Here is a 21,407-nt window from a genome sequence, read left to right as displayed (position 1 = left end):
GAAAATCGGGATCGCGCCGGCCTTCAGCGCGCCGAGACGCTTGGGATCGACCTCGACCACCACCACGTCCATGCCGAATTGGGCGAAGCAGGCACCGGAAACGAGCCCGACGTAACCGCCGCCGATCATGGTGACGCGCATGAACCTGCTCCTTGCTTGCAGGCCTACGGCTATGGGCCTGCTTCGACACGATGGCGTAGGGTTTCAATATCAACGCCGGGCGCAACTTCTTTGGACAAAAATTGCACGAAGGTTCAAGAGTGATTTTTAGGTCGCCCGATCGGATTCTGACGGTGACTTTACATCTTACGACGGCTGAGTGGGAAATGACGGCGGCAGCGGCGCAGACGCCGATCGGAGACCAGGCGAACAAGGTTGCTGGCCCCATCACCAACGGGCATGTCGGCGCACCCGCTCTAGGGGGCGCAACAGGCGCCGTTTCACAGACGGCGGATCGCGCTTCGCCCCAGGGATAAACTTAAATTGATCGGGCAGTGCGCATCATCGCAACACCGACAAACGCAGTCGCTCGCCCGGCGCGTCAACCGGTTTCTCAGAGAATAAAGCGCAGGAAAAGCCAGACCCAGACAGGGATCATGATTCCGACGCCCACGGCCACGCCGCGGAAGAAGGATTTCCGCGGTTCTGGTGCCGTGACGGAGCTGCGGGACGCAGGATCCGTCAGGCTGCGTTCGATTAAAATCCCCTCTTGAAGCGGGGATGTATCGAAGCTGTCGCGGGCGGCGGCAGAGAGGTGTGCGGACTGGGCCTTATTCACGACCATTGGTCTTACCTGCATGCCCGCAGCCGAATTATACTGAAAATATCACTGCACTGATCGCGGCGGAGAAACGCTTGTTACTACAAGAGTGAATTATCCGGCAACGACCATTTGGGGCTTGTTTTGCATGTCCCGGCCTAATTTGCCTCTGCAGGGAACAGATCGACTATGCGAAGAAAACAAGCAAGGCCGACCCAGGGGCCACAGGGAAGACACGAGTCCCAGGTTTTAGCCGTTCCATGCGATGAGGGGACCGGGGCCAAACCCCTGTATTGCTTGGAGATTCCCCATTAATCGTGACATCCTGAGTGCTCGTGAGCGACGGCGCAGAAAGTCTCGTAACTTCGATACCCTCCGAAATAAAGTCTTCCGGAAGTACAATATTCACCCCTTCGAGGGGGTCTTTATTAGCAATGAGGAGCCTCCGTTGACTCCCCTTTTGGACGAGGTAGGTCGACACGGCCAAGCGGCCCAACCGCTGGGCAGCGTGGACAAGTTTCCCCTCTCCGACCAGGGTGAAAAAGAGCATGGCAAAATATTCCGGCCGTATCTGGATCACGGTCCGACCGTCATCGGCGATCGGCGTATAACCCGGTGCGGCGCCTCCCCCGTGTAGGTTCACGCCACTCGCCCCGCAGGCGGCGGCGATGAAGAGGAAGTCCAGCGCCCATAACGCAGCGCCAAAGGTATTGCTGATATTTGGCGCACCACCGTCGTAGAATGAGTTCGCCTCGGTAAGGCGATAGCCGAGCGGAAGGCCGGCCCGCGTGCTCGCCTCCCGCAGACCAGCCAGAAGTCCGGGGAGTGCGGGATCGCCGGCGAGCAGCAATGCGAGTGTGGACTGCGGCGAGAGGCCATTGGCGCGATAATAGTGCTGGGTCAGCAATGTAATGCGGCGGCTTTCATCCCCGGCAAAGGGTTCTGTCCAGCTGGCTTCATGCCAGGCGCTTGCCGGGCCGGACAGCATGACCTGAGGCGCCGCCCGACTGACGGAATCGGCAAAGGCTCCCCATTCGACGAGGAAGTCACGATAGGTGTAGGTCGCGGGACGCGTGCCATTCAAGGAGTAGGCATCCGGCTCATTGCCGATTTCGAAAGCATAGAGGTGCGGGCCTAATATCCGGGCAGCATAGGCGGCTTCCTGAGCCGCCCCGGCCGGCGTGTTGCGTGCCAGATTGAGTCCATAGAGCACGGTCCAACCGGTCGCCGCCAGGAAGGTCCCGAGCGCATCGACATCGGCCTCCGTCACCGCGCCTGACCGGCTCGCAGGCGCCCCCGGCTGCCAGAAGGTCTTGTCGACGCTATTGCCGCCTATGCGCAAGATACCCGGGCCGAGATCGTTGAACAGTCGCACGAGAACTTCGTTGCCAGACGAGAAGAATCCACCGCTCATCTGGCTTTTCTCGTAACTGAATCCGACGAAGGGCCTGCCGATACGCGGGCCCTTCGGGTCGGCACGAAAAGAAACCACGACATCCTGGAAGCGAGCATGCGGGGATTGCCGCATGGCGCTGACCGGCATGGACGTCTGCGCACACTCCGCAAGCGAAGGCAGCAACGTGGTTCCGAGGGCGGCCTTCAAGGCACGGCGTCGTGACCATGCGAAGGGCTGTCCGGTTCTCCAATGCTGCACCTCGTCTCCTATCGCGTCGTTGGTAGTTCCGGATGTCTTCTGCTAAGGGGACCTGCCGAAGACGGCAGACCTGGGTCGATTGGAACGCCTGTTTTACCCGGCGCCGGAAATCAGATGGGGCTTCCATCCAGGTGGCTCGTTGCAACATCATGGATCATGGACATTATGCTCGATGGAGGGTCTGACAGCCATGTGCGGTTATCCGCTGACATCAACCGCACCGGACACTGCGTTGCAATCTACCGGACTCAAATTCTTCCGCTTTCTGAAACCTTCGTGAGAGATCAGGCGCTGGCCCTGCGACGCTGGCACCCCGTTTTAGTCGGCGAGCGGGAGATCAGAGCCTTGCCGCTCGAAGGCCTGTCCGTGTCGACCGCCTATCTCGGACCAGCGACCCTGGCCCAGCGCGTCCTCGGGCTGGCATGCCGCACGCTTGATCGGCCGGCGCCGAGAGCAATTGGAGCCGTGCGTCGGGTCACTCCGAAGCTCATCCACGCGCACTTCGGTTTTGATGGTGTAGAGGCATGGCCGATTGCCCGCCGCCTCGGTGTGCCCCTGCTCGTGACGCTCCATGGCTCAGATATTACCACCCGCATGGAGTGGTTCGCGGAAGGTCGCGCAGGCAGGCGCTGGCGCAGCTATCCAAAGCGTCTTGCTCGCATGGCGATGGACAAGTCCGTGACCTTCATTGCTATCTCGGAGAATATTCGTCAGGCCGCCGTGGCAGCGGGCCTGCCAGAAGAACGAATCGCGGTGCGGCGCATCGGCATCGACCGCAGCCGCTTTCCCGCCACGGGACTGCCCGTGGCGCGGCGCCGCCCTGTCATCCTGTTTCTCGGTCGCCTGGTGGAGAAGAAAGGTGCGCGCTTCCTGCTGGATGCGTTCGACATTCTTCGGCGCCGGATCGCCGACGCGGAACTGGTGATCGCCGGAGAGGGACCGGAGCGTGGCAGGCTGGCGGAACGTGCTGCCTCCATGGGCGGCGTGCGGTTTGTCGGCGCCTTCACGCGTGACCAGGCCAACACCCTCCTGGCCGAGGCAAGGGTTTTTTGCCTGCCCAGCATCACTGCGGAAAGCGGTGATGCCGAAGGCCTTCCGCTCGTCGTGCTCGAGGCGCAGGCCGCAGGCGTACCGGTGGTCACCTCCGCCCGTGGCGGCGCGACAGAAGGCATTCAAGACGGCGTGACCGGATTTGCCTTTGCGGAACGCGACGTCGCCAAACTCGTGGAACAGCTGTTCCTGCTCTTGACCGACGACGCTTTGGCGGCGCGCTTCTCCGAAGCGGCACCCGGCTTCATCGAGATACATCACGATCTCTTCAAGCAAACCGCGGAGCTTGAATCCCTCTACGATGTCGCGCTAGGCGCAGATCGATGACAAACGATGTAAGTGTGATCATCCCTGCCTATAATTGCGAGGCATTCCTGGCGCGGGCGCTGGCGTCGGTCACGGCTCAGACCCTTTCGCCACGCGAAATATTGGTGGTCGACGATTGTTCGAGCGACGGGACCAGGGAGCTTGTGCAGGCGGCCGCCGCGTCCGATCCTCGCATTCGCCTGATCGCCCTGCCGCATAACGGAGGCCCGTCTGTTGCGCGCAATGAGGGATTCGCGGCGGCAGAAGGAACATGGGTTGCGATCTTGGACGCGGATGACGCGTTCGCCCCTCAAAGGCTGGAACGCCTTGTCCATTTTGGCCTCGAGACGGATGCGGACATCGTTGCCGATGACTTGTCCTACTTCGATGCGGTGGCTGACTGCGTCACGGGCCGAGGCATTGGCGAGGCGCAGGAACCAAAACTTGGCCCCATCAACCTTCATACTTATGTTTCTCACAATGCCGCGACGGGAAAAAGCTTTGACTGGGGGCTGCTCAAACCAATCTTTCGGCGCGAGACTTGGCGCCGCCTGGACGCGCGCTATGAGCCGACGCTCCGTCATGGCGAAGACTTCAAACTGATGGTGGAGTTGCTCTGCGCCGGGGCGAAGTTCCACATCCTGAATGAGCCGCTTTATTTGTACACACAGCGCCAAGGCAGCGTCAGCGGCCAGCTTTCGGGCATGACCCGCACGACGATCGGATACGGCCTTATGCGAGACGTCTCATTGGCCCTGGCGGAAGACCCGCGAATCCGCCGCGATCCCGAGCTCGCCCGCCTTTTTCAACAGCGCGCCGAAGGCCTTGGGCGCTTCGACGACGCCCATTTTGTATCGACGTCGCTACGGTCTGGAACCTTTCGCGCCATCATCGCGCGCGCCCGGCAAAACCCGCGCTTCCTGCCTTTCATGGCGGGGCAGCTTTGGCGGGCTATCCGCCGCCGGTTGCGCCGCCCGGCCACCTCGAAGATCGGGCCGAAGCCTGGCTAGCGGCTTGCGGGCGGTTGTTTAGTGAGGGCGTTCAAACAGGCCGTGCATGCGCTGCGTCAGCGCCTTGATGCCACCCAGGAGCAGGGGCGGGGTGACGAGCCTGACCATCAGTTCCGTGCTCTGGCGCAGCGATTGGCCCTTGCGGGCGACATAGACCGTCGGCAGGAGATCGCTCGACATTCTGGACAAGAGGCCGTTGGTATAGAAATAGGCGGTCACTGATCGCCGCGTGCGACCTTCGCGAATCGGCTGAAGGTGGCCGTGCGCCGCGATCTTTGATTGCCCCATGATGACGGTGCGGCCAAAAACCGGCGAGATCGCGGCCCCACGTTCCCGTGGCTTAAGCCGCCAAAGCTCGAGTTCGCCACCATCCTCTTCCGTCCAATCTTCATTGAGATAAGTGATGACGGCCAGGCGGTTGCTGAGGAAGGTGCGAGGGTGCTGCTCGAAGTCGATATGCACTTCGAATGTGCCGCCACCGGCGACCTGGTGCATGCCTCCGCCAAAAAGGGCGGGGTCCGGGATGAGATCGGGGATCCCCGTCACGGCGGACAAAAACCGCGCAAAAGGACCAGAATTAACGATGTTGAAATATTCTTGAGCTGCTGAGGGAAGCGGTGAATCTGGCGCCGAAACCCGCCGACATTGAAGGCCGGACTGGATTTCCCGCCAGTGGTGAGGCTGTGCATTGTCGAAATCGGCGGTCACCCGCTTCAGCGAAGCGGCAGGGAACAGATTATCCAAAACGAGATAGGGAAAAGGCTGCGCTGTTTCGTAGCGAGAGCGCAGGCTACGACGCTCCTCCAAGAGAATCTCATCGAAATTAGGCCAAGCGAGCTGTTGGTCGGGCAAGGTAGGGTCACTCCTCGGCAGGTCATTCCTGCGTACGACCGGCGCCGCGTCGACGGGAGAGCTGCACCCGCCGTCATACATAAATCTTTTCATGGCATCTTGTCGCCGCAGCGGGCTCGCTCAAGAACTTTTGCGTGAACTCTCATAATCATTTCAGTCATTGCCCAAACTTTTGTTGTCAGAGACAAGCTCGATATCTTTGAGAACTCAGTTGGAACTGTATTCGACAATCCCTTGATAAACACGGGATGCTTAAACAACCACACTGGGCCGCTCAAATTTTATTGAACACCCTGGGATAATACCAATAAACCGTTGATATAATTTGATTTTATTTTTTGAGCCCTGATATCACGACAAGATCATGTTGCAGTGCAACGAATATGAATTGACGGGCAAATTTCTGTTCACTAGTGTCCACTTCCGCAGGCTTCAGTAACAGACTCCACAGCGCGACTATTGAATGAGTTGCATTAACAACCGAGTGCGTAATCACTTTGGCTAGTACGATGCGTCGGCCATATTTTTGCCTTCTAATGAGGTTCTCTGCTGCTTCGTCGAGCCCGGTCAGAGGCCATCGCTCAGTTCCGGCGACCTAAAAACACCTCTCTGAACCTTAGATAATCTGAACCTTAGATAATCGGCACATCGTGAGCACCGAGAGAAGCAGACCCATGAGTCTCGATGATGGCGACGGCCTCGTTATGGAATTCCCTGACCGCAGGATGTACAACTCAGCCTTCGGTGGAGGGGCTGCGCGCAGTTCCACTACCAAGAATATATGGCTTAGAGGCCACCCGATGGTCTCCGCGACGTTCCGGATTGCTGATCTCGCGGCCGTAACGGCGGTTGCCGCCATCGTCTCCTTTCTGGTCGATTCGGAAGATCCAAGCCGGCGACACGGGCTTGCGCTCGTTGCCTTTGCCGTTGTTCTCAGCTTTTGCGTTTTTCCCCGTGCCGCCAGCGCGTTGGAGAAGGCGACCGCCAGTCGTCTTGTCGGACATGTGGGCTATCTTGGCCAACTCTTCCCGGCTCTCGCTTGCTCGACCATCGCGGCCGCGCTCGGCTTCGCCTTCATCGGATGGCGCTGGCCCTCGTTGATCGCAATTGCGGTCGGCTGGGGCGCGCTCAATGCCGTCGCTCTCGTAATCGCGAGGCTCGCTGGCTATCATACGCTCACGCACCCGCGCGTAAACCAGCACATCATGCGCAAGGTGGCCGTGATCGGTAGTGACGATGTCGCCTGGCGCATCGCCTCGCTCTGCCAGTCCGATCGCGCCGCCCAAATACGCCTGCTCGGCGTTTTCAGCGACGATGCCACGAAAGATCACGAGCAGGCGGAGGACCACCGGCTGAGCGGATCGGTCGACGAGCTGATCGCGTTGAGCCGCGACACCCTGCTTGACGACATCATCATCGCAATCCCGCCCGGCGAGGACGCCGCTCAGCGTGCGCAAGATCTGCGTTGGCGGCTGCGTGGTGTGGCAACCGAGGTCTACCTTCTTCCCTATTTGACCAGCAGTGAGGACGCGCTGCCGATGGAACGATTCGGCCCTTTCTCACTCGCGGTCGTCCAGCGCCGCCCGCTGACCCATGGCCAGGCGCTGTGGAAGCGTGGGTTCGATCTGGTGTCGGGGCTGGTGCTTCTTCTCATGTTGTTCCCGGTGCTCGCGGTGGTTGCTCTGGCCGTGAAGCTCGACTCACCGGGTCCTATTCTTTTCCGCCAGCCAAGGCTTGGGCTGAATGACCGCACCTTCACGATCCTGAAATTCCGGTCGATGTATGCGAGTTCGACGGACATTATGGCGGCCCGGCAGACCTCCAAGGAGGACGCGCGGGTAACGCGCGTCGGTAAATGGCTGCGGAAGCTGAGCCTTGACGAACTTCCTCAGCTCTTCAACGTTTTATCAGGCGATATGTCCCTCGTCGGGCCCCGCCCGCACGCGCCCTCTACGCGCGCCGGCGGCCAGCTTCTGAAGGACGTGATGGCCGAGTATGTGGTCCGCCATCAGGTGAAGCCCGGCATCACCGGCTGGGCTCAGATAAACGGCTCCCGCGGGGAGCTTGTGACCACTGAAGATTTGCGCCGCCGCGTTACCTTCGACCTGGAATACATCCAGCGCTGGTCGCTCTGGCTCGATATCAAGATCGTCGTGTTGACGGTCCTGCGCGAGGTTTTCAGCAAACATGCATTCTGATTCAAGCGCCAGCGCGCCATTCGGAAAGCCGGAAAGCGGCAAAATCGCCGGTCTCGGAAATGGGGCGTCGCCTCGCATCGATCAGTTCGAGATCATGGGTCTACAGTTGCACAACCTGCACCGCTTCGACATCGCCGATCGCGTGGTGGCCGCTTCCCTGGCCCGTGAGAAATATCTGGTCGTCAACGCGAATGCGCACTGCGTCACCCTGTCGCAAAAGGAGACTTGGCTGCGCGACATGTTTCGGGAAGCGGATATCGCTTTTTGCGACGGTGCCGGGGTCCAACTCGCGACAAAATTCCTCAAGGGCTTCGTTCCCCATCGCACGACTCCGCCGGAATGGATCGATGCCGTTCTCGAAAGGCTGGGCCCAGAGGCGCGCGTGTTCTGGATCGGGGGAGCGCCGGAGGTTGTGGCGAAAGCAGCAGAGAATTTTGCCAATCGCTTCAATGTCGTGACCGTTGGAACGCAGCACGGCTATTTCGACGCCCACGTCGACTCCGCGGAATCGCAAAGCCTCGTCGCCCGCATTAATGAAAGCGAGCCCACTCTCCTGCTTGTGAACATGGGTATGCCGCGTCAAGAACGTTGGCTTTGGGAAAACTGGCCGCACATCCGTACCGGGGTGGCCATCACCGCCGGCGCGCTGGTTGATCACGCCGCAGAGCGAGTCAGCCGGCCGCCGCGCTGGGTTGCCAATCTCGGCGTGGAATGGCTCGTTCGCCTATGCCGCGAACCCGGCCGTCTTTGGCGGCGATACCTGCTCGGGCTGCCCGCCTTCGGCGCGCATGTGATCCGCTACGCTATCCAAATGCGCCTGCCGCAGCCGAGCACCGGGAGGTCGTGAGCGTCTCCATGCACTCATCGATCCCTGTCGCACCGCAGTTTCCCTCCGCGAGTCAGGTCGTCAAGCGCCTGCTCCGGCTGTGGCGCCGCCGCCTCGGCTTGTTTCTGCTGGTCTTCGGCGTGGTGCTCGTCTGCGGCGGTGTGGTGATTTGGTCCCTCACGCCCAAATACTCAGCGACGTCCACCGTGGTGCTGACCACGCAGAACACCGACCCGCTCGCCCCGATGGGGCAGCAGCAGAGCCAGGCTGTGGAGGATGATCGCCCGTCGACGGAAGCGGCGATGCTGCAGTCCCGCGACGTGGCCGCCGCCGTCCTCAAGCAGTATCCGCCGCTGCCCGCGCCGCCCGCCTCCGGCCTAGCGCCGCGCCTGTGCAAGCTCGGTGTGGGCTTCCTCTGCCACAAGACCGTGCCGATGACCGAACAGGAGCGCGAACAGGCCGAGATCGGCGGGTTCCTCAAAAACCTGACCGTCATGCCGGAGCTCCACTCGCGCATCCTGGACGTGACCGTCTCTTCGACCAATGGTCAGAGGGCAGCTGAGCTCGCCGATGCGGTTGTTACGAACTATCAAGAACTCGCCTTGGCGAAGCAGACGGCGGACCTCAACCGCGTCGCCAGCTGGCTTGACGCGCGCACTGAGCAGCTGCGGCAGCGCTGGCTTGATGCCGTCGGAAAGGCGAATGCCTTCGATGTTTCGAACGGGTTGAGCAACCAGGCCAATGGAGATTCGAGCGATCCACTGATCGACAAGCAGATTTCCGAGACGACCCTCAGTCTGAGCCAGGCCCAGGCGCGGCTCGCGCAAGCCCAGGCCCGGGCGGATGCGCTGCGGCAGGCCTCCAAGTCCGGCGATACCGCAGCGCTGATCGACGCGGCGCAGCAGCCGATCGTTGTTTCTTCCGCGAATTCGTTGACCCAGCTCGAAAGCGCGCGCCAGCAGATGGCGGCCCAGTTCGGCCGGCAATATCCTGGCATCAAATCGCTTGATCAGCAGATCGCGTCGACGCGTGCGAGCCTGCGGGCGGCAACCGGCGCCGCTCTGGGCAATATCAAGGCTGACCTCCTGGCGACCCGGGCTGAGGTCAAGCAACTCACGGATTATCTGAACAAGTTGCGGGAGCAGGCCGCGCATGAAAGCGGCCCCCAGGCTCAGTTCCGTAGCCTGAGCCAGGAAGCGGCCAGCGCGCGCACGGTGTATGAGACCTTCCTCGAACACTCCAAAGAGGTGGTTGACCGGGCGGCCCTTCTCGAACCCCCGGTCGCCTTCGTGTCGCACTCGGCCGTGCCTTCAAGTCCGACCTTTCCGAACCGCAAGAAGCTGCTCGCCGGTCTGGCGATCGTCGCCGTGATCCTCGGATTCGGCGTGATTCTTCTGCTCGACTACCTCTCCGTCGCCTTCGGAGACGTGGACGATCTACGCGGTGCGGTCCAGCTTCCCTTGCTGACGACCATCCCGATGGTCCAGAACAGCGGGCGGACAATTGCTCGCCATGTCATCGACGACCCCTTCTCCCGTGCGAGCGAGGCGGTGCGGAGCCTCGCCGGGCAGCTATCGCTGGCCAGGGGAGCCGAGGACCGGCCACACAGCGTTCTCGTCACCTCGGCAAGCGCGGAAGAAGGTAAGACCACCCTGGCCGTCTGGCTGGGCCTGACGGCACGTTTCGGCGGCCAACGCGTGCTCATCGTGGACGGAGACCACCGGCGGGGGACGCTGACGCGCCATATCCCGGGCTCCGGGGGCCCTGGCATGACCGATCTGCTCTCCGGCCAAGCGACCCTGAGAGAGGTCATCCAGACCGATCCGGACACCCGGGTCGATTTTATCGCCGCAGGGACCGCAACGACGAAACCCTACGGCACCGGCGACATCGCCCGCCTTCGCGCCCTGATCGGCACCCTCAAAGGTTCTTACGACCTTATCATCATCGACAGCCCGCCGCTCCTGGCGATGACCGACGGGTATGTCTATGCCAGCATCGCCGACCAGACGATCTTCATTTGCCGCTGGGAATCCTCCTCCCGCCGGGCGGTTACCAGCTGCCTCGAGCGTCTTCGCGCCTACGGTGCGAGCATTCCCGGCATCGTCATCTCCATGGTGGATCACCGGTCGACCCTGGCGCTTGGCGATGACTACAGCCGTCGCGAGATGAAGCTAATCAACAAACTCTATAACTCCTAAGGTTCTTCGCTTGCGGGTCGTACATATCGTTCGCCAGTTCCACCCATCCGTGGGTGGACTTGAAGACACGGTGCTCAGCCTCGCCCGGGCTCAGCGGGACAGGCTGGGTCTTGATGCGCGTGTCGTGACCCTCGACCGAGTGTTTGGATCTCAGGCGCGCCTGCCGCATGCGGAGCTCGTCCATGGCGTGCCGGTGCGGCGCCTGGCTTGGGCCGGCTCGCAACGCTATCCGCTTGCCCCGTCGGTGCTGCGCAATCTGCAACACGCAGATCTGCTTCATGTCCATGCGATCGACTTCTTTTTCGACTTCCTGGCCTTGACCCGCCTTGTTCACAGGCGGCCGATGATCGCAACCACGCATGGCGGCTTTTTCCATACGAGCCGGTTCCGGGCTGCAAAGAAGATATGGATGCAGACCATCACCCGCGCGTCCATCAGGGGATATCAGCGGATCGTGGCCTGCAGCCATAGTGACGCCGAGATGTTTCAGCCGCTGGCCTCGGAGAGGCTCATGCTGATCGAAAACGGCATCACGCAGGAGAAGTTCGGCGCCGCCTCCTCAGTGACTCCAACCAAAACGATTTTGAGCTTCGGTCGTTTCGCGCGTCACAAGCGAACGGATCAGATCCTGCGCGTCTTCCAGGCGCTGCGGGCGATCGATTCCGAGTGGCGCTTGATCATTGCCGGCCGCGATGCGGATCAGACGGCCGTGCAACTTGGGGATTTGGCGCAGCAGCTCGGCATCTCGGACGGGGTCGAGATCGTGCAGAACCCCAGCGACGAGATGCTGCGCGCGCTGATGGGAAGGGCAAGCTTCTATGGCAGTCTGTCGGCCTATGAAGGCTTCGGGCTTGCCGCCGTCGAAGGCATGTCCGCTGGGCTCATCCCGATCCTCAGCGACATTCCCGCCTTCGTGCGCCTGGTGACGTCCGGCGGCGTCGGCCTGAATGTCGATGCGGAGAACCCCGCCGCTGTCGCACAATCCATCGTTGACTTCTTTGCCCGTCACCGCGAATTCTACGATTCGTATCGAGGTCGGGCGATGGCGGTTGCTTTGCGCTATGATTGGCGAGAGGTCGCGGCGCAATATGCGAGTCTCTACAACACCGCCACGGGCAGGGAAACAGCGCTCCAGCCCGTCGTCAGATCGGGAATTGCCGATTGAGCCGGAAAGCTTTCTCAGCGAATCTGACATACAACGTCATCGGGGCGCTTCTACCGTTAGCGACATCGCTCGGAACCGTTCCCTTCTACATCCATGAGATCGGCCTGGCGCGCTACGGTGTCGTTACCATCACCTGGGTTTTGCTGGGCTATTTCGGATTTCTCGACTTCGGTCTCTCCCGCGCCTCGGCCAATGCGCTCGCCCGGCTCGGGCCCGCATCCGCAAGCGAACGATCGCCCGTACTCGTCACGGCCTTCTGTTGCAATTTCGGCCTGGGGCTGATCGGCGGCTTCATTCTCTATTTCGTCGGCCACATCATCCTGCTCCATGTTGTAAAGGTGCCGGGCAGCCTGATGGGGGAGACCAGGGCGGCCTATCCCTGGATGGCGGCCATGCTGCCGCTCGGCATGCTCTCGGGCGTCGCGACGGGCGCCCTGGAATCGCGTGAACGCTTCCTGCTTTCGAATACGTTGACGTCCTTCGGCACCATGGCCGGCCAAATTCTTCCCCTGGCCGCCGCCTATGCCTTCGGGCCGAGCCTCGAGGTGGTCATTCCCGCGACGCTGCTGTCGCGCCTGCTGACGGTCGCCATCGCCTATCTCGTCGTCATCCGGCTGGAATGGCCCGTGCATTTCCTGGACTTCAGGGTGAGCTGGGCGCGCAAGCTTTTCGGCTACGGATCCTGGGTATCCGTTTCGAGTATTCTCAACCCCCTTCTCGACACCTCCAATCAGCTGATTGTCGGCGCGATGCTCGGGGCAGCGGCGGTCGCCAACTACTCCATCCCGATGACGCTCGCCATGCGGTCGCAGGTCTTCGCGACCGCGCTGTCCCGCACCCTGTTCCCAAGAAGTTCGCGGGCAAGCCAGGAAGAGGCGAGCGAGATCACTCGCAATGCGACGATAGCGCTGGCCTACGGCTTCGGCATGGTGTGCGGGCCGGCCATCTTCCTGTGTGGCCCGTTTCTGCGGCTTTGGATCGGACACCGCTTTGCCGCGCCTTCCGAAGCCGTCGGGCAGATCGTCATGTTCGGAGCCTGGACCAATGGCGTCGCCTTCATTCCCTACGGCTTCATACAGGCGCGCGGGCGGCCGCATGTGACGGCGAAGGTCGGTCTTGTCGAGATCCTGCCCTTCTTTCTCGTTCTCTGGCTTTTGCTCAGCACGATGGGCCTTCCGGGTGCGGCCTGGGCCTGGAGCCTGCGCGTGACGCTCAATTGCGGCGCGCTTCTCGTCCTCAGCGGCTGTTTCGATCGCGAGACGTGGCGGCTGTTTCCTGCCCTGGTGCTCATGTGTCTGGCCCTTGCCATCGTACAGGTGGTACCAATGACGGCAGTGATCGCCTTCGCCTTCGCCGTGCCCTTCGGCATCGCCTTCGCGGTGCTGGGCTATAGTCTTGATCCGGTATTAAGGAATGTGGTTCTTGGCCTGGCACGGCGAGTGGGCATTGTCGCACCGCAGGCAGCGATCTCTCAACGCGATCCGGTCTAGAGACAAATGTCCGATGCGGAGCGGTAAACCCCGGACGCGCAGCCTCCAGAAAGTTGCTCTGCTCTGTTTCGTTAGCGGATGCTTTGCCCTGACAGCTCGAAAAGCGCAGGCCCAGCTCGTTGACGAGTATTTTCCCGGGGAAATCCCCGGTTACCAGGCGAATCTCAGCGCCTCCGTCGTCAATCGCATCTATGCCCAGGGCCAGGGCAAGGGTGTCGAACTGGGCGATTTCGTCATTCGTCCACAACTCTCCGAGTCCATGGGCTATGATTCGAACGTGTTGGGAACACCCGGTTCGAGCAGCCCGGTCCTGAATACGGGCGGCGGGGTAAGGGTCAATTCCGACTGGGGACGGGATGCGGTCGGCGCCTCGGTGAGCGTCAACAACCATCAGTATTTCAACCTGCCGATTGCAAATTATACGGACTGGAGCGCAGCCCTCGGCGGAACCGTCACCCTTGGGAACGACGCCTTAAGCGCGGGCTTTTCGCATCGCTATGCCTATCTCTCCGCCGAGGATTTGGGCGTGACCGGCGTGGTGAGCCCGGTCCCCTATTCCGAGGATGATGTCCGGCTGTCCTACTACAAGTCCTTCAGCCGCTTCAGCCTGACCCCATCCTTTGAATATGAGAAGTTTCGCTTCGGCGAGGCGAGCGGTGCGACCACCATCTCCTATAAGGGGCTCGATCATCAGACGGAAATCGGCGCCTTGACCGGCCAGTATGCGGTCTCTCCCGGCAATGCGCTGGTCGCAATCATCCGCGGGACCTCCGCACAATACGACACCGAGTCCGAGGGATCATCGAACAACTACAACGATTTCGCGGGCTTCATGGGTGTCGATTACGAGAGCGGCGCCGCGATTCAGTACCGGGCGCTGATCGGCGCCGAGACTCGCCGCTTCACGAACAGCAATCAGCCGACGGTTTCGACCCCGGCCGCCGAGCTCGACGTGCTTTGGGAGCCGACCACGGTCGATACGGTCACGGGAATCGTCGGCCGGGAATTGAACGACCCCGCTTCTCCCTTTGCCAGCAACCAGACGATCACCCGCTTCCGCCTGCAACTTGATCACGAACTCCAGCGCAACCTCTTCTTCCGCAGTTCGGCCGAGTTCGCGAAAAGTCTCTCGCCGTCCAACACGCCTGAAATTTCCGACCTTGACGAGAACCAGGTGAATCTGGGTGCGCGACTTCTCTGGAACGTCAACCGGCATGTCGATGCGAGCCTGAGCTATGGTTTCAGCAGCGGTCGCACGACAGGCGGCACGAACGAAACTTTGGAAAGTTCGAATAGTTCCAGCTACGTGAGCAACAGCATTATTTTAGGAATCAGCATTTTCGAATAGGTTTCGCCTTGATGTCACCCGCTGAGTCCTGGCTTGTTGCAGCGATCACCAGACCCACCTCATTAAACAACTTTTGCCGGAGTTAAGATGGAACGCCTCGCCGACAGGCCCGTTGATGGGGAAGCTCTTGTGACAAGCAGGCGACAGGCCTGCTTTCTGCTTCTGGGGACCGGCGCGCTGCTCGCGGGCTGCATGCCGGAGAGCGGGCTCAAGCTTCTGCCATCGGCGGACAATGCCAACTATCATCTCGGCGTCGGTGACGAAATCCGGGTCATCACCTACAACGAGACGCAGTTGACCAATACCTTCATCGTCGGGGACAATGGCACGATCGCCTTTCCGCTGGTCGGATCGATCAGGGCGCGCGGCATGACGCCGGGCGGATTGGCGGGCGAAATCGAACATCGTTTGATGTCAAAGAACATCATGACGAGCCCGAGCGTCTCCGTTCAGGTCGCACAATATCGTCCGATATCGGTGCTGGGCGAGGTCAATCATCCTGGCCAGTATCCCTACCAGCCCGGGATGACCATGCTTGATGCGGTGGCACTTGCCGGCGGGTTCACCTATCGCGCCATCACAGCCTATGCGAGCGACGTGCGCCCCTCGCCGGACGGCACCTTCGTCAAGGGCAAAATCCTGAACGACTCACGGCTGGAGCCTGGCGACGTCGTTACGATTCTCGAGCGCTACTTCTGACATCTCCGGCGAGAGCCGGCAGAGCAAAGCCGACAGAGCCTCGCAGGCGCAGAAAGCTCGGGAGGGCGACAGCGCCCGGCAGGACGTTGGCGGCTCCGTAGAGGAACCACATCAGACCGGCGGTCTTGATGGTGAACATATTGGCACCGATGCAGAGCGAGGTTGCCATATAGACGGCAATCATCGCCTTCATCGATGCCGCTTCATCCGTCCGTGGGCGATTGAAGGCGAAGATGGCGAGGCAGAAGAGCGCCAGCGGAAGGCTGAGATTGTTGATCACATAGGCGTAGCCTGTATCGGCCGTATAGACCTGGGACGGCGCGAGGGCGAACCACTGCTCGGGCTGCCAATAATCCAGAAGCCGGCCCGAAAATAGCAAGCGTCCTCCGAAATCATCCTCCATGATGGAGGGCGAAACGCCTGGCAAAGCATGGATGGAGCCTGCAAAAACCAGCCCGAGCACCGCGACGAGCGGCATGCAGAAGACGACGAAGGAAGAGCGGTAGAGCGGTGTCATCCGCAGCAGGAGCATCAGCATCCAGCACCCTGACGCGAAACGCGAGTCACCCAGGACGAAGCAGAACGCAGCGAGACCGTAAAGGAAGAGCTTCTTGAAGCTCAGATCGAGCCGCGTGCTCAGGCACCAGGCGAAGATGATCACCGAGAAATTACCCATCGACACCGGCTCGAGGAAGACGGATGACACCCGGTGCGGCCCGAGCAGGGACGGGAAGAAGGTCCGGCTGAGCTGCCCGGCGCGGTCGCCGCTGACGAAAAACCCTGTGTTGCTGTAGTTGATCGTCGATGCCGAGATGACGCCCTTGTCGACGTAATAGGTCCAGATATCGAAGAAGGTGACGTAGATATTGGGCAGGATCAGCTCGAACAGCCCGAAGCCCACGACGATCATCATGACAAGCCAAACCAGCCGGTTCGCGGTTTGCTGCGTCGACATCATGCCGAGTTCGTAGAAGATGTACATGATGCCGAGATCGTGAACGATCTTGAGATCGAGCCCTGGATTAAGCAGCTTCATGCCGACCAAAAACACCGTGATCATGCCCATGACTTGAACAACGCGCGGTGTTATGCGGTGGCGAATGGTCAGCAGGCCGATGGACATGATCAGGAGTTCGGCCACCGCCACGATTGCGTTCGACATGTGAATGCCGCCGCGCGTCGTGATCAGGCACAATACGAGATTGAAGATCAGCGCCGCGAACACCAGGCGCGGGCCGGATGCGCTTTCACTTTCTATTGCCGAATAGGCATGACTTTGAATCATCGCGAGACTGGGCCTGACCGGAACATGCAACCATAGTTTAGCTTAGAATGGCTTGCGGGCAAAGGATGCATGCCTTTTAATACCATGCGAATGCCTTACTCGCCGCATGCGTTGCGGAATACCCGGGTTTCTCAAAGGCGTCTTTCAATCAACATCTTGTTGTTATTCTACCCCGCGGGGATAATCAGTGCGAAGCTTATCGAAATTGCGGTTGGACAAAGCGGACGCGTGGGACGCAGTGACTGATGCGCGGTGAGACGATTGCAGACCTTGCCTCGGAGGATGGCGCCCATGCTTTGTTCGGTCGGAACGCCAGCGTGAAATCAGTCTTCATCTCGGTTCACGATTTCCGTAGCCTGCGGAAGGCAAGCGTCCACTTCATCGCGTCGGAGATGGCGCGGCGCGGCGACGTCCGGTTTTTGTCTGTCGGGCTGTCCCGCCTGTCGCTCCACCGGGGCGATACCCGCAGCAGCCTTGTTGCCCGCGCCAATCGCGTCGAGCGCCACAATGGCGTCGACTGTTACCTTTGGAAAACCGCCTGGCATCCGTTCAACATTCGGAAGACCAGCGCCAAGTTTCTCGAGGCGCCGATGTTCAGGCTCTATCGCGGGCTGCTCCCGGCCGTCGCCCGTCGCTGGATCAAAGAGGCGGACGTCGCTTTTGTCGAATCCGGCATGTCGGTCGTCTTTCTCGCTGATATCAAACGGATCAACCCGCGCGCGAAAATCATCTATCTGGCATCGGATGACCTCGAGGTCATCGACAGTGCGGATACGATCAGGAGCGACTTCCGCCGCCATTTCGACGAGATCGATCTTGTCAGGTTGCCCTCGCGCTATCTCCTGGCGGGCATGCCGCACGGAAAGTCGGCGGCTTTAATTCCGCATGGCGTGGATCGCACGATTGCGGAGAAACGCTATCCCGATCCCTATGCCGGCCAGAAAGCCTGCGTCTCGCTCGGTTCCATGCTGTTCGATGCAGAGTTCTTCCGGATCGCCGCCCCCGCCTTTCCTGACGTCACGTTCCACATCATCGGCGCCGGCAAGGCGGCCGCGGATCTGCAGGGTGACAACATCGTCATCCATCCGGAAATGGCCTTCGAGCAGACTCTCGGCTATCTTCAGCATGCCGCCTTCGGTGTGGCCCCCTATCGTGACGAGAAGACGCCGCGCTATTTGATCGACACCTCTCTGAAGTTGCGGCAGTTTGGATTGTTTGGCATTCCCGCTGTCTGTCCCACGTTTGCCCTGGGCGACGCCGCCGGGAGATTTGGCTATACGCCCGGTAACGCCGCCTCCATCCGAACGGCGATCACAGCAGCGATGACCAATCAAGACCTCATCGTCGATTCCTCCAATACCTGGAGCGAAGTGGTGGATCGGCTGCTGCATCCGGAAGCATTCCCCGACACACGCTTGTAGGAACGCGCTTGCAAGACTCTCCCCGCCCCATGGCCCCATGTCGGACAGTCACGGAGGTGCGGCGCCGAGCCAGCCCCGCATCCTGTCTCCTGGCCCTTGTTGCGACCTTCGCTGCGACGCTCGCGCCGATGAAGCCCGTGCAGGCGCAGGGATCGGCGCACTCAGCGGTTCTTTGGGGCGTCGCTGAGAGCGGCCTGGAATTGGGACATGGTGACAAGGTCGGGACAGACTATCCGGTGCCGGATCCACGCTACTACCTTGCGCACCACGTGACGCTGATCCGCCTTCCGTTTCGCATGACACGGCTGCAGTTGCAGCCGGGCCAGGCACTCGATCCCGCATTCCTGCAAAGAATGAAGGCCATTGTTCACGAAGATCGTCGGGCCGGCGCGATAACCGTTCTGGATCCGCACGGATATGGATTTCTGGACATTGACGGAAAGCCGGCTGACCTGCTGCAGGATACGAAGGCAGCCGCCGACTATGTCGACCTGATGCGGCGACTCGCGTTGGCCTTCGCCAAAGATGAGAATGTCGCCATCGGTTTGATGAACGAGCCGCATACGGGATCGGATGCCGCCTATGCGCAACTCTGGAACAGGGCAATCGCGGCGATCCGGCAGGCGGGATTCAAGGGCGTGATCCTTGTTCCCCACGCGCACTGGGGGAACGCAAAGGATATCAGCCCAGGGCGGCCCTACGAGGGACATATCGAGGATCCCCTTCACAACTGGGTTCTGGAACTTCATCTTTACTATGATCCGGATGGCACCGGGCTCTACCGGCAGCCCATTGCCAATAGCCAGGTCGGACGACAAAGGCTCGCCGGCGCGATTGCCTGGTCAAAGAAGACTGGCATAAAGATCTTTCTGGGCGAAACCGGGTCGCCCCCGGGCGCATCGGGCATCGCCGCTCTTCAGGGCGTCCTCGACGATGTTGCCGGGAATCCGGACGTCTTCTGGGGAATCAGCTTGTGGGGCGCCGGGAAGTGGTGGAAGCCGAACTATCCGATGCGGCTAGATCCGGTGGGCAGCACCGACCAGCCGCAGTTCCTTGCCCTGGAGCATACGTTCGGCCGCTAGCGTCGCTCGTCTTTTGAGTGGTCGATGCCCAGCATGATGACACAAGATGTCTGTCAATTGCGGCGCAACCCGCGCTTGAGCGACCGGTAGGATTGATGCATCAGACCGATCGGCATCAGGTGGATGGGCAGGGGAACAATCGGCCGCTCATGCTGCGAATAGTGAGCCTTGAACAATCCCCTGTGCATGTCGCCCGTTACGACGCTGTATTCCAGGCCGAGATCCGATTCGCGGCGAATGATCTTGCACGGATAGTGACCGAGCATCGGGGCAATCGTCAGCGTATAAAGGAGGGGGCCCGTCAGGCGTAGAACACCTGCCTTGCCGGTGCCGTGAACCCAGGGCCGGTATTGCGCAATGCCGGCGAGAACAGCTTCCAAAACAGCACGCAGGAAAGGATGGCCGGGTGCCGCGATGACATGCCATTGCTGAAACTCGCCGCCCTCGATCTCGGACACTTCAGGCTTCAACCCGAAACCGGCATAGCGCTCGCCAGGGCCGTTGCTCCATTGCGACACGACGTAGGATTCGTCACCTCGAAGAACCTCGTCGATCGGGCGTCGAAAGCGGCTTTTGATGTCGAGATAGACGCCGCCATGACGATAGATCGCAAGATAACGAAACAGGTCTGCACGAGCGGCGCCGTAAATGGGGTCGATCCGCAGATAATCCCGCAGGATCGTAAGGCCGTACTCTGCCCGGATGAAATCCTCGATCGCTCGGTCGTCGAAGAACCGATACTCCCAATGCGGGTTCATCTCGCGCAGTTCGGCAACATTGCGCGCCAGGGCATCGGGCAATGCATCGGTGCTGTAGGTTTGCAGCAAAATCTTGGGAATGGTCGCGCCAAGGCTCTGCTCTTCGAGACGCGGGATAGAGGAAGCGTTCATGATAGGGAATCCTGCCGGGATGCGGAGAGCAAGGACGTCTGCGCCGTGCGAGGTCACACGGCCGGTGTCGACCGTTCCGGAACGGTCATCCCAGGCGGCCGTGCAATCCCGAAACTCCGAAGAGAAAATCTTTGACTTGCGATTTGAACGCGAGCGGATGGGTTCGGCTCATGGCGGCGAAGGCCTGAAGCCGACCGGCGAAGGATGGCGATTCGTAAATTGCGAAACGAGCAACCAGGGGTGCGGCGCGATCGGCATAGGTCGCGGCGGCGGCGGCGGCCTGGAGACGGAAGGGCTGCCCATCCTGCGCGGCGAGGTCCCTAAAAATGTGTTCCATGTGCTGATAAAACACCATTCTCTGGCGCAGCTTCTGCATCGCGAGATCCCGGGCAGGCTTGCGCTTGCCCGTCTGTTCCACCCCTATCGCGTTTTTGTCGTGCTGCCGATACAGAATCAGCGGCTCCGCGATATGCGAAATCCGGCCCAGGGCCGCGGCGAGCACATAGATCCAGAAATCATGAGACATGGGGCGATCTGTCGATTCCGGCTGACGCGGCCGGCCATCATAGGCAATCCGATCTACCAGGAAGCGACGAAAGAGCATCGTGTTTCCCCAGCCGTTGATATAGGGATCCAGAGACAGCGGCGCCCAAACACTGTCTCCTTCGATTCCCTGCGTCCAAGTCCCCTGTGGTTCCAAGGTCTGGCTCGTCGTGGTGAGGCGGTGGATCGCGAGCAGACTGTCGTCTGCTTCAAGTCGCGCATGGCTGACAGCCAACTTTTCAGGCAGCCAGACGTCATCCTGGTCGCAGAAGGCAACCAGCTCATTGTTGCAGGCGCCCGCGCAGTACAGGAAATTATCGGCAAATCCGCGCCGCCGCTCGCGCGGAAGAATGCGTACCAGGAAGGGCGCGGTATTTGCGAAGGCGGAGACGATGGCAAGCGTCTCATCCGTCGATCCATCATCGCTGATGACGAGTTCCGCCGGACGGAGGGTCTGCTTGGCGATACTGTCAAGCTGCTCGGTCAGGTAGCGTGCGCCGTTATAGGTTGCTAACGCGACGGAAACGAGCATCCTGTCTTTACCCTTCGATCATCGTGCCATTGGTATCCAGCTGCACCGCTCGCATCACCCATCCATCCATGAAAATGTAGATGGCATCTTCAGCG

17 protein-coding genes are annotated in these 21,407 nt (G+C 60.7%); 11 read left to right on the top strand and 6 right to left on the bottom strand.

The genetic code is table 11. From position 1 onward, the window contains the following. Positions 1-141 (bottom strand): NAD-binding protein (locus VL752_RS15695; protein WP_325353958.1); only part of this gene is annotated, 141 nt, incomplete at its 3' end. Positions 142-947: 806 nt separating this feature from the next. After that, positions 948-2,303, bottom strand: coding sequence for a hypothetical protein (locus VL752_RS15690; protein ID WP_325356797.1), 1,356 nt, complete (start codon positions 2,301-2,303; stop codon positions 948-950). Positions 2,304-2,528: 225 nt separating this feature from the next. On the opposite strand from VL752_RS15690, the gene VL752_RS15685 reads away from it, so the two are divergent. Then, positions 2,529-3,791 carry a glycosyltransferase gene (locus tag VL752_RS15685; RefSeq protein ID WP_325356796.1) on the top strand — a complete coding sequence of 421 codons (1,263 nt, stop codon included), beginning with the start codon at positions 2,529-2,531 and terminating at the stop codon, positions 3,789-3,791. Next, positions 3,788-4,780, top strand: coding sequence for a glycosyltransferase family 2 protein (locus VL752_RS15680; protein WP_325356795.1), 993 nt, complete (start codon positions 3,788-3,790; stop codon positions 4,778-4,780). The genes VL752_RS15685 and VL752_RS15680 overlap by 4 nt, the downstream gene beginning before the upstream one ends. 18 nt (positions 4,781-4,798) lie before the next feature. Here VL752_RS15680 and VL752_RS15675 read toward each other — a convergent pair whose 3' ends face one another. Then, entirely contained in the window at positions 4,799-5,632 is an 834-nt protein-coding gene (locus tag VL752_RS15675; RefSeq protein WP_325356794.1) for a 2OG-Fe(II) oxygenase, read from the bottom strand. A 674-nt stretch (positions 5,633-6,306) separates the two neighbouring features. Between VL752_RS15675 and VL752_RS15670 the strand changes: the two genes are divergently transcribed. The 7 genes from VL752_RS15670 to VL752_RS15640 all read left to right on the top strand — a co-directional run bounded on the left by VL752_RS15670 (position 6,307) and on the right by VL752_RS15640 (position 15,559). Next, a complete protein-coding gene (locus tag VL752_RS15670) occupies positions 6,307-7,830 on the top strand; it encodes an exopolysaccharide biosynthesis polyprenyl glycosylphosphotransferase (RefSeq protein ID WP_325356793.1) in 1,524 nt (507 codons plus the stop codon). A 106-nt stretch (positions 7,831-7,936) separates the two neighbouring features. Next, on the top strand, positions 7,937-8,677 hold the full coding sequence (locus VL752_RS15665) for a WecB/TagA/CpsF family glycosyltransferase (RefSeq protein WP_325356792.1): 741 nt from the start codon (positions 7,937-7,939) through the stop codon (positions 8,675-8,677). A gap of 8 nt (positions 8,678-8,685) precedes the next feature. Further along, positions 8,686-10,857: a GumC family protein gene (locus VL752_RS15660; protein ID WP_325356791.1), complete on the top strand. Its 2,172-nt coding sequence runs from the start codon at positions 8,686-8,688 to the stop codon at positions 10,855-10,857. 10 nt (positions 10,858-10,867) lie between these two features. Next, positions 10,868-12,022, top strand: a complete 1,155-nt coding sequence (locus VL752_RS15655) for a glycosyltransferase family 4 protein (protein WP_325356790.1) — start codon at positions 10,868-10,870, stop codon at positions 12,020-12,022. Continuing rightward, complete coding sequence (locus VL752_RS15650) at positions 12,019-13,512, top strand: flippase (RefSeq protein ID WP_325356789.1); 1,494 nt, start codon at positions 12,019-12,021, stop codon at positions 13,510-13,512. Before VL752_RS15655 ends, VL752_RS15650 begins: the two co-directional genes overlap by 4 nt. A 13-nt stretch (positions 13,513-13,525) precedes the next feature. Further along, positions 13,526-14,860 (top strand): outer membrane beta-barrel protein, encoded by a 1,335-nt coding sequence (locus tag VL752_RS15645; RefSeq protein WP_325356788.1) that lies wholly within the window; start codon positions 13,526-13,528, stop codon positions 14,858-14,860. Positions 14,861-14,947: 87 nt separating this feature from the next. After that, positions 14,948-15,559, top strand: a complete 612-nt coding sequence (locus tag VL752_RS15640) for a polysaccharide biosynthesis/export family protein (RefSeq protein ID WP_325356787.1) — start codon at positions 14,948-14,950, stop codon at positions 15,557-15,559. On the opposite strand, the gene VL752_RS15635 is transcribed toward VL752_RS15640, so the two are convergent. Further along, positions 15,534-16,844, bottom strand: coding sequence for a polysaccharide polymerase (locus tag VL752_RS15635; protein WP_325356786.1), 1,311 nt, complete (start codon positions 16,842-16,844; stop codon positions 15,534-15,536). The two genes, VL752_RS15640 and VL752_RS15635, sit on opposite strands and share 26 nt — an antisense overlap. Positions 16,845-17,089: 245 nt before the next feature. Between VL752_RS15635 and VL752_RS15630 the strand changes: the two genes are divergently transcribed. Both VL752_RS15630 and VL752_RS15625 read left to right on the top strand, forming a co-directional pair. Beyond that, positions 17,090-18,265: a polysaccharide biosynthesis protein GumK gene (locus tag VL752_RS15630; protein ID WP_325356785.1), complete on the top strand. Its 1,176-nt coding sequence runs from the start codon at positions 17,090-17,092 to the stop codon at positions 18,263-18,265. Positions 18,266-18,393: 128 nt separating this feature from the next. Continuing rightward, positions 18,394-19,347 (top strand): glycoside hydrolase family 5 protein, encoded by a 954-nt coding sequence (locus VL752_RS15625; RefSeq protein ID WP_325356784.1) that lies wholly within the window; start codon positions 18,394-18,396, stop codon positions 19,345-19,347. A 53-nt stretch (positions 19,348-19,400) separates the two neighbouring features. Here the strand turns inward: VL752_RS15625 and VL752_RS15620 are convergent, their stop codons facing one another. Together VL752_RS15620 and VL752_RS15615 are read right to left on the bottom strand one after the other, a co-directional pair. Then, positions 19,401-20,294, bottom strand: coding sequence for a glycosyltransferase family 32 protein (locus VL752_RS15620; RefSeq protein ID WP_325356783.1), 894 nt, complete (start codon positions 20,292-20,294; stop codon positions 19,401-19,403). 28 nt (positions 20,295-20,322) lie between these two features. Beyond that, positions 20,323-21,312, bottom strand: coding sequence for a glycosyltransferase family 2 protein (locus VL752_RS15615; RefSeq protein WP_325356782.1), 990 nt, complete (start codon positions 21,310-21,312; stop codon positions 20,323-20,325). Between the last annotated feature and the right edge of the window lie 95 nt (positions 21,313-21,407).

The sequence above is a fragment of the Acidisoma sp. genome, from assembly GCF_035492295.1.
Lineage (GTDB): Bacteria > Pseudomonadota > Alphaproteobacteria > Acetobacterales > Acetobacteraceae > Acidisoma.
Note: the sequence above shows the minus strand (reverse complement) of the source record. Positions and strands in the feature narration are given on the sequence as shown.